At 73.8% G+C, this 10,461-nt stretch carries 1 protein-coding gene; it reads right to left on the reverse strand.

Going from position 1 to position 10,461, the window contains the following annotated elements:
* Positions 1-10: 10 nt before the first annotated feature.
* Positions 11-10,438, reverse strand: a complete 10,428-nt coding sequence (locus ACIBO1_RS00840; RefSeq protein ID WP_396740372.1) for an amino acid adenylation domain-containing protein — start codon at positions 10,436-10,438, stop codon at positions 11-13.
* Positions 10,439-10,461 lie beyond the last annotated feature (23 nt).

The following is a 10,461-nucleotide window of genomic DNA, read 5'->3' on the forward strand; positions in this document are numbered from 1 at the left end:
GTGGTTCCTCTCATGTCGTGGTGATCTCGTGGTCGCGGGCGTGCCGCAACCGGTCGGCCAACGCCGGGCCGATGGTGTCCAGTGCCGGGGCCTGCGTCATCCGGTCGTGCTCGCCGTCGACCGGCAGCACGTCGACCCGGCCGTCGACGTACGCCTGCCAGACCGTGGCGGGGTCGAGACGCTCGTCCCAGGTCTGGGTGGCCACGAACAACTGCACGTCGCCGTGGAAACGCTCGGGCGTGAACGCGTCCATCAGGCGGGCGTTGTTCAGCACCACCCCGGTCAGTGCCTCCACTGTCTTGGCGTCGAGCAGCTCGTCGCCCGGGTCCGGCCGGGCCCCGTCGTCGGAGACCGCGTCCCGGTCGCCGGCCGACCCCGGTCGGCCGAGGGCGTCGAAGAGGAGCGCGCGGGCCTCCGCCGCGGTCTCCACCCGGACGTCCTCCACGTCCATCGCCGGGTAGCTGTCGATCAGCGTGAGCACCGCGACCCGCTCGCCGTCGGCCTGCAGGCGGGTGGCCATGGCGTGGGCGACCAGGCCGCCGAACGACCAGCCGAGCAGGTGGTAGGGGCCGTGCGGCTGGATCCGCCGGATCTCGGCGAGGTAGTCGGCGGCCATCTCCTCGACGCTGCCGGCCAGCACCTCGCCGCCGTCTGCGCCGCGCGCCTGCAACCCGTAGATCGGCCGGTCGATGCCCGCCTGCCGCAGCAGCCCCGAGTAGCACCAGCTCAGACCACCGACCGGGTGTACGCAGAAGAGCGGCTCGCCGTCGCCGTGCACCCGCATCGGCATCAGCACGTCGAACGGGTCGGCGGTCACCCCGGACTCGACGGCTGCGGCGAGACTGGCCACGGTCGGGTTCTCGAACAACGCCCGGATGGTCAGCTCCACCCCCAGCGCGGTCCGGATCCGGGACACCAGGCGGGTCGCCAGCAGCGAGTGGCCGCCCAGGTCGAAGAAGCCGTCGTCGACACCGACCGTGTCCAGGCCCAGCACCTCGGCGAACAGGCCGCAGAGCACCGTCTCGCGGGGGCCCACCGGTCCCCGGCCACCGGCGCCGCCGGTCGACTCCGGGACGGGCAGCGCCGCGCGGTCCAGCTTGCCGTTGGGGGTCAGCGGCAACGAGTCCATCGGCACCAGCGCCGAGGGCACCATGAAGCCGGGCAGTTGCTCGCCGGCCTGCGCCCGCAGCGCGGCCAGGTCGACCTGGCCCCCGGCGACCGGGCAGACGTAGGCGACCAGTCGCTGGTCGCCGGGGCGGTCCTCGCGTACCACCACGGCGACCTGGCCGACGGCGGGGTCGGCGGCCAGGACGGCCTCGATCTCGCCGAGTTCCACCCGGAACCCGCGCACCTTCACCTGGTCGTCGGCGCGGCCGACGAAGCTCAGGTTGCCGTCGAGTCCCCAGCGCACCACGTCGCCGGTGCGGTACATGCGCGATCCGGACGGGCCGAACGGGTCGGCGACGAAGCGGGTCGCGGTGAGTCCGGCCCGTCCCCAGTAGCCCCGGCCCAGCCCCGCGCCGGCCACGTACAGCTCACCGGCCGCGCCCGGCGCCACCATCCGCAGCGCCTCGTCCAGCACGTACAGCCGGGAGTTGAGGATCGGCTTGCCGATCAGCGGCACGTCCCCGTCGGCGACCCGGTACGCCGCGGTGTCGTTCGAGCACTCGGTCTGGCCGTAGAAGTTGTAGCTGGCCGTGTCCGGGGTGGCCCGCATCGCGTTCCACAGCGTCTCGGTGACGGCCTCGCCGCCGACCATCAGCACGGTCGGGTGGTGCCGGCCGTCGGCGAACATGCCGGCGGCGACGAGCTGCTGCATGAACGAGGGCGTCAGGTCGACGAACCCGATGCGTTGCCGGTCGATGTAGTCGACGAACGCCTCCGCGTCGCGGCGCACGAAGTCGTTGATGACGTGCAGCTCGTGCCCGTCGAGCATCCAGAGCAGCGAGTCCCACGAGGTGTCGAACGTCAGCGGCGCGGTGAAGCCGATCCGCAGCCGACCGCCACCGGCCGCCGCCACCTCGGGGCGGAAGAACGTGTTGCGGTGGCTCCAGTACAGGTTGACCATGCCCCGGTGCTCGATGACGACCGCCTTCGGCCGGCCCGTCGACCCGGAGGTGTAGATGACGTACGCGGGGTTCTCCGGTCGCAGCGGCGCAAGGCGTTCCGGGTCGGCCAGCTCGGCGTCGGAGAGCGCGGCCAGCTCGGTGCGGACCGCCTCGTCGTCGAGCTGGACCACGGGGGTGGTCAGCGGAGGCAGCGCCGCGAGTCCGGCGGCGGTGCCGAGCACGACCACCGGTGCGGCGTCGGCCAGCATGAAGGCCAGCCGGTCCGCCGGATGCTCCAGGTCCAGCGGCAGGTACGCGCCACCGGCCTTGAGCACCGCGAACAGCGCCACGACCATCTCCGCCGACCTCGGTACGGCCAGCGCGACCACGCGCTCCGGGCCGACGCCCCGGTCGACCAGCAACCGCGCCAGCCGGTTGGCCCGCCCGTCCAGCTCGGCGAAGGTCATCCGGTCCTCGTCGTGGACCACCGCCACCTCGTCACCGGTGGCCGCCACCTGCTCGGCGAGCAGGTCGATCAGCCGGACCGGCGGTGCGGGCCGGACCGGTCCCATCCAGTCCACGGTCAGCGCCCGGCGCTCCTGCGCCGACATCACCTCCAGCTCGCTGACCGGCAGGTGCGGGTCGTCGGCGGCGGCGGACAGCAGCCGCGCCAGGCGCTCGGCCAGAGCCGCCACCGACGGCTCGTCGAACAGGTCGGTCGAGTACTCCAGGTAGCCGCGCAGGCCCGCCGGAGATCCGTCCGGGCCGTAGTCCTCGAACACGTCCAGCGTCAGGTCGTACTCGGACACCCCGTGCCGGACCGCCTCGTGGCTGACCTGCAAACCGGCGAAGTCGAACGCGGCCGAGGCGTTGTTCTGGAAGGCCAGCAGCACCTGGAACAGCGGGAACCGGGCCAGCGAGCGGGTCGGGCTGACCGCCTCCACGACCCGCTCGAAGGGCACGTCCTGGTGGTCGTAGGCGGCCAGGTCGGTGTCGCGTACCCGGTCGAGCAGCTCGGAGAAGGTCGGGTCGCCGCCGACGTCGGTGCGCAGCACCAGCGTGTTGACGAAGTAGCCGACCATCGCCTCCAGCGCCGGGTCGCCCCGGCCCGCCGACGGGGTGCCGATCGGGATGTCGGCGCCCGCGCCCATCCGGGACAGCAGCGCGGCGAGCCCGGCCTGCACCACCATGAACAGGCTCAACCGCCGGTCGCGGGCCAGACGCAGCAGCCCGTCGTGCTGGTCGGCGTCGAGTCGCAGGGCGACGGTGTCCCCCGCGTAACTGGCCACCGCCGGGCGGGGCCGGTCGGTGGGCAGCGACAACTCCTCCGGCGAACCGGCGAGGTTGGCCCGCCAGTAGTCGAGCTGCCGGTTGACCTCGCTGTCCCGGTCGCCGTCGTCGCCGAGGATCTCCCGCTGCCAAACCGCGTAGTCGGCGTACTGCACCGGCAGCGGCGACCACTGCGGCACCTTGCCCTGCCGACGCAGCGAGTAGGCGTCGGCCAGGTCCCGGCTCAGTGGTGCGAGCGACGCCCCGTCGACCGCGATGTGGTGCATGACCAGCAGCAGCACGTGCAGTTCCGGGTCGATCCGGAAGAGCTGCGCCCGCAGCGGGATCTGCGCGGCGAGGTCGAATCCCTGCGCCGTGGCCGAGGCCAGCGCGTCGGCCAGGTCCGCCTCGGTGACGTCCCGCACCGGCATCGGCGGCCGGGTCGGCGGCAGGACCGTCTGGAACGGCACCCCGCCCTCCTCGCCGAAGACGGTACGCAGCGGCTCGTGCCGCGCCACCAGGTCGGCGACGGCGGCGGCGAGCGCGTCGGCGTCGAGCGGGCCGGACAGCCGCAACGCGATCGGGGTGTTGCGGGCCCCGGTGTCGGTGCCGTCCATCCGGTCCAGGAACCACAGGCGCTGCTGGCCGAAGGAGAGCGGGATCCGCTCGCCGCGCGGCACCGGACGGACCGCCGGCCGGGCGGTCACCGTGGGGTCGATCGCCTTGGCGAGGGTGGCCACCGTCGGGTTCTCGAACAACGCCCGGATGGTCAGCTCCACCCCCAGCACCGACCGCACCCGGGAGACCAGGCGGGTGGCCAGCAGCGAGTGCCCACCCAGGTCGAAGAAGCCGTCGTCCACGCCGACCCGGTCGACGCCGAGCACCTCGGCGAAGAGCCCGCACAGCACCGACTCACGGGGACCGACCGGCCGGCGGCCGCCACCGGCGCTGCGGGTCGGTGCCGGCAACGCGGCCCGGTCCAGCTTGCCGTTGGGCGTCAGCGGCAACGCCGACAGCTTCACGATCGCCGACGGCACCATGAAGCCGGGCAGCCGTTCGGCCGCCATGGCCCGCAGCTCCTCCACGTCGACCCGGGCACCGTCCGCCGCGCAGACGTAGCCCACCAGTCGCTGGTCGCCGGGCCGGTCCTCGCGGACCACCACGGCGACCTGCCCCACCCCGGGGCCCGCCGCCAGCACCGCCTCGATCTCGCCGAGTTCCACCCGGAACCCGCGCACCTTGACCTGCTCGTCGGCGCGACCGAGGAAGCTCAACCCGCCGTCCGGCCGCCACCGCACCAGGTCACCGGTGCGGTACATGCGCGATCCGGCCGGCCCGTACGGGTCGGCGAGGAACCGCGAGGCGGTCAGGCCGGGCCGTCCCCGGTAGCCACGGGCCAGCCCGGGACCGGCCACGTACAGCTCACCGGCCGCCCCCGGTGCCACCAGGCGCAGCCCCTCGTCCAGCACATAGACCCGGGCGCCCTCGATCGGTCGGCCGATGTCGGCGCGGACCGACTGCGCATCGGGCGGGCTGTCCGCCCCGTACACCCGGGAGCTGACGTCGATGGTGGCCTCGGTCGGCCCGTACGCGATGACCATGCGACGCCCGGTCGACCAGTACGCAGCCACGTCGGGCGGGCAGCCCTCGCCACCGGTGATGATCGCGCGCAGGTGCGGCAGCTCCCGTTGCGGCACGGTGGCCAGCACCGACGGCGGGATGTGCGCGTGGCTGATCCGCTGCTCGGCCAGGTAGGCGTGGAGTTCCTCGCCCGCGACGGTGGTCGGCGACACCACGAGGCAGCCGCCGGCCAGCAGCGCCATCGACACCTCCGCCACCATCACGTCGAAGCTCGGCGACACCAGTTGCGACACCCGCGCGCCGGGTCGGGCGTCGTGCCGGGCGATCTGGTTGGCCAGCAGCCCGGCCAGACCGGCGTGGGTCACCTCGACGCCCTTGGGCCGACCGGTGGAGCCCGAGGTGTAGATGACGTACGCCGCGTCGGCGACCCGCAGCGGGCCGAGCCGGTCGGTGTCGGACAGGTTCGCCGGGGAGACCGCCGCCAGGTCGATCTCCTCCAGCACCACCGTCGCGGACGCCCCCGCCACCGGTGCCACGGCCAGCCCGGCCCGGCTGGTGAGCACCACCGTGGGCGCGCTGTCGTCGAGCAGGAAGGCGAGCCGCTCGGCCGGGTACGTGAGGTCCACCGCGAGGTAGGCCGCGCCGGTCTTGGCGACCGCGACGATGGCGACGATCAGGTCGATCGAGCGGGGCAGCGCGAGCGCGACGGTCCGCTCCGGGCCGACGCCCCGGGCGACGAGGGCCCGGGCCAGCCGGTTGGCCCGCTCGTTCAGCTCGGTGTAGCGCAGCGTGCGCCCGTCCGCCTCGACGGCGGGGGCCGACGGGGTGGCCGCGACCTGTGCCTCGAAGAGTTGCGGCAGGGTCAGGGTGGACGGCGCACCGGCGCTGCCCGCCCAGGTGGTGAGCAGTTCCTGCCGTTCCCGCTCGGCTAGGATCTCCACCGCGCAGACCGGTGCCGTCGGCTCCGCCACCAGGTTGCCGACCAGCCGGACCAGCCGGTCGGCCAGCAGCTCGACGGTGGTGTGGTCGAACAGGTCGGTAGCGAAGTAGACCTCGCCGGTGAGCCGGTCGTCGACCAGGTGCATCATCAGCGCCAGGTCGAACTGGAGCGACGAGAGCGCGAGATCCTGCGTCCGCACCTCGACGTCGGCCAGCCCGGTGGGCTCGTCCTCGGCACCGGCCAGCGTGAACATCACCTGGAACAGCGGCGACATGCTCTGGTCCCGGACCGGGTTGAGCCGCTCCACCACCTGGTCGAAGGGCACCTCGGCGTGGCTCAGCGCGCCGAGCACCGTGCCGCGTACCCGCTCCAGCAGTTCGGCGAAGGTCGGGCCGTGCGGACTGTCGCCGAGTTCGGTGCGGACCACGACGCTGTTGACCAGGAAGCCGACCACGTCGGCGAGTTCGGGGTGGTCGCGGCCGGTGACCGGGGTGCCCACGGCGACGTCACGCTGGCCGCTGACCCGAGCCAGGAGCACCTGGAAGGCGGTCAGCAGCACCATGAACGGCGTGACGCCCCGCGCCGAGGAGAGGTCCCGCAGCCGCCGGACGGTCTCCGCCGGCACCTCCAGCCGGACCCGGTCGGCGGCGAAGCTGGGCGTCGCCGGGCGCGGCCGGTCCAGCGGCAGACGCAGCACCGGCAGGTCGGCGAGTTGCCCCTGCCAGTAGTCGAGCGCCTCCTCGTACCGGCCGCTGTCCCGCCGTTCCCGCTGCCACCAGGCGAAGTCGGCGTAGTGCAGGGTCACCGGGTCGAGGTCGGGTGCGGTGCCGGCCCGCCGGGCCCGGTAGCACTCGGTCACCTCGCGCCACACGACCTGGTGGGACCAGCCGTCGTAAGCGATGTGGTGCAGCACCACCAGCAGCACGTGGTCGTGCTCGCCGACCCGCAGCAGGAAACCGCGCAGCACCGGGCCGCTGCCCAGGTCGAACGGGCGGGCCCACTCGTCGTGCAGGACCCGGGTGATCAGGTCGTCGGCGAGGCCGGTGACCGTGACCACGGGCAGCTCGACCGGGTACGGCGCGTCGACCACCTGCACCGGGCCGTCGTCGGTGGCGACGTAGTGGGTCCGCAGGATCTCGTGCCGGGCGACCACGTCACCGAGCGCGCCGGCCAGTGCGTCCACGTCGAGCGCGCCGTGCAGCCGTACCGCGACCGGCATGTTGTACGCCGGGGACTCCGGCGCGTACTGCCAGAGGAAGTAGAGCCGCTCCTGCGCGTACGACAGCGGCATCCCGTCGGACAGACGGGGCACCGGTACCGGGGCCGGGCCGGCGATGTGCACGGTGGTGGCGAGCCGGGCTGCCATCGAGGCGACCGTGGGGGCGTCGAACACCGCCTGCACCGGCAGCTCGATCCCGAGGGTCTGGCGCAGGCCGAAGACGACCCGGGTGGCCAGCAGCGAATGCCCGCCGATCTCGAAGAAGTCGTCGTGCACGCCGATCGGGTCGGTGCGGTCCAGCACCTGCTGCCACACCTGCGCCACGGCCCGTTCGGTGTCGTCGCGTGGGGCGACCCGGTCCACCGCGCCGTCCTCGGGTGTGACCGCCGGCAGCCGGGACTTGTCCACCTTGCCGCTGAGCGTGCGGGGCAGCCGGTCGATCGGCACGAACGCCGAGACCCGCAACTGCGCCGGCAGGCGCTCGTCCAGGTACGCCCGGAGGTCGCCACCGGTGGGTGCGGTGCCGGTCGCGGCCACCACGTACGCCACCAGCCGGTGGTGGGAGACCCCGTCCCGGACCGCCACCACGCACGCCTCGCTGACCGCGTGGTGCCCGCGCAGCACCGCCTCGATCTCGCCCGGCTCGACCCGGTGGCCCCGGATCTGCACCTGGTCGTCGCTGCGCCCGATGAACTCCACGACCCCGTCGGCGAGCCACCGGCCCCGGTCACCGGTGCGATAGAGCCGGCTGCCGCTGTCGCTGCCGTACGGGTCGGGCAGGAACCGGTCGGCGGTGAGGCCGGGCCGGTTGAGGTAGCCCCGGGTCACCCCGTGGCCGCCGACGTACAGGTCACCGACCACCCCGATCGGGACCGGACGCAGCCGCTCGTCGAGCACGTACACGGCGGTGTTGGCCACCGGGGCGCCCACCGGCACGATGCCGGAGGCGGTGCTCACCCCGGGCCGGGCCGGGAACATGGTGCTGTCGATCGACGTCTCGGTGGCGCCCCAGGCGTTGACGATCCGGACACCGTCCGGCAGCACGTCCAGCGCGGCGGCGTAGTCGCTGACCGCGAAGCTGTCCGCACCGACCATCAGCAGTTTGACCTCCGGCAGCCGCCGGCCGCTCTCGGTCAGGTGCGCGGTGATGGCGGTCAGCACGGCGGGCACCGTGTCGAAGGCGTCGATGCGCTCCGCCGCCAACGCGTCCACCAACGCCTGCGGGTCCCGGGCCAGCGAGCGGGGACCGAGCACCAGGCAGCTACCGAAGGCCAGGCTCCGGACCACGTCACCGACGAAGACGTCAAAGGCGGAGCTGGCGATCGTCATCCAGCGGCGCAGCGGCCCCGGGTCCCAGGTGGTCCAGGCCGCGCGCAGGTTCGCCGTGCCGCCCCGGGTGACCATCACGCCCTTGGGCGTACCGGTCGAACCAGAAGTGTGGATCACGTACGCGAGGGCGGACGGCGGCGCGGTGCGGGGTGGCCGGACGGCCGACACCTCGGCGAGCGTGGCCGGGTCGTCGAGCCGGATCAGCCGCCACGGACCGGCGGGCAGGTCGGCTGCGGTGGTGGCGTCGCAGAGCACCACCTCGGGTGCGGCGTCGTCGAACAGCACGGCGATGCGGGCGGCGGGCTGCTCCGGGTCCACCGGCAGGAACGCGGCGTCGGCCTTGAGCACGGCCAGCGGCGCGACCACGGTGTCGTGGCCGCGTCCGACACAGATCGCCACCCGGTCGTCGATGCCCACACCGAGCCCGCGCAGCAGGTTCGCGATCCGGTTGGCGCGGTCCTCGACGCCGGCGTAGTCGAGCGTCCGCCCGTCCCAGACCAGCGCGGGCGCGTCCGGGGTGGTGTCCGCGTACGCCTCGAAGTGCTGCTCGACCGAGATCGACGGCGAGTAGCTGAGCCGGGTGCTGTTCCAGTCCCGCACCAGGCGACGCTCGTGGCTGGTGGAGAGGCGGTAGTCGCTGATCGGGCGGTCCGGTGCCTCGGCGATGCCGTTGAGCAGCTGTGTCAGGTGCTCCACGATCCGCTCGGCGGCGTCGGCGTCGAAGAGGTCCACGCTGTACTCGAGTTCACCGGTCAGCCCCTCCGGGCTCTCCCGCAGGCCGAGCGTGAGGTCGACCTGCGCGCCCTGGGCCGCCCCCGAGTACGGCTGTACGTCGACGTCGCCCAGGTCCCAGGCGTCGTTGGCGCCGGCCGCGTCGCCGTCGGTGGTGAACATGACTTGGAACAGCGGGGTGGCGCTGGCGTCCCGGGCCGGGTTGATCCGCTCGACGACCTGGTCGAACGGCACGTCCTGGTGGGCCAGGCCGTCGAGCACGACGCCCCGGACCCGGGTCAGGAGCTCGGTGAAGGTGGGGTCGCCGGAGAGGTCACCACGCAGCACGACGGTGTTGGCGAAGAAGCCGACCAGCCCGGCGACGGCGTCGGAGTCCCGGCCGGCGACCGGCGTGCCGACGGCGATGTCCGGCTGGCCGGAGAGCCGGGAGAGCAGCACCTGGAAGGCGGCGAGCAGCACGACGAACGGGGTGCAGCCGGTGGACCGGCCGAGTTCCCGCAGCCCGTCGGCGACCGGTACGGGCAGCCGGACCGGCACCCGGTCACCGGCGAAGGTGGGGGTGGCCGGACGGTGCCGGGCGACCGGCAGGTCCAGCACCGGAACGTCGGTCAGTTGCTCCTGCCAGTGCCGCAGACCGGCCTCGTACCCGCCGTCGGCCTGGCGGCGGCGCTGCCACCAGGCGACGTCGGCGACCTGCACCGGCAGCGCGGGCAGCCGCTGGGCCGCCGCCGCGCCGTCCCGGTAGACCGCGGACAGCTCCCGCCACATGATCGGCAGGGACCATCCGTCGCAGGCGATGTGGTGCATCACCAGCAGCAGCACGTGCTCCTCGGGCGCCCGCCGGAACAGCGTGGCCCGCAGCACCGGCCCCTCGGCCAGGTCGAACGGCCGCAGCGTCTCCGCGTCGATCAGCTCGCGCAGCGCCGCCTCCGAACCGGTACCGGCCGGCACGTCCACCACCGGCAGCGGCACCGGGGCCGCCGCGTCGACCACCTGCTCCGGGCCCTGCGCACCGTCGACGTAACGGGTCCGCAGCACCTCGTGCCGGGCCACCACGGCCGCCAGCGCGGTGCCCAGCGCCGCCACGTCCACCGCTCCCCGCAGACGCACCGCCACCGGCGCGTGGTACGCCGCCGAGGCAGGTGCCAGCCGCCACAGGAAGTAGAGCCGCTCCTGGGCGAACGACAGCGGCAGTGCCTCGTCGCGCGGGGCGCGGGGAATCCCGGTGGGACGCGCGTCGCCGCGGCCCAGCCGCTCCAGCAGCAGCCGGCGTCGCTCCGGGGAGAGCTGGGCGAGCCGCTCGGCGAGGGTGTCAGACATGGAGGTCCCTTCGGAACTGGGCC

Source organism: Micromonospora sp. NPDC049903 (assembly GCF_044460945.1).
Taxonomy (GTDB): domain Bacteria; phylum Actinomycetota; class Actinomycetes; order Mycobacteriales; family Micromonosporaceae; genus Micromonospora.

Bases quoted from the DNA above. Each gene is read 5' to 3' on its own strand.
- ACIBO1_RS00840 (WP_396740372.1), bottom strand. From the start codon at position 10,438: ATGTCTGACACCCTCGCCGAGCGGCTCGCCCAGCTCTCCCCGGAGCGA.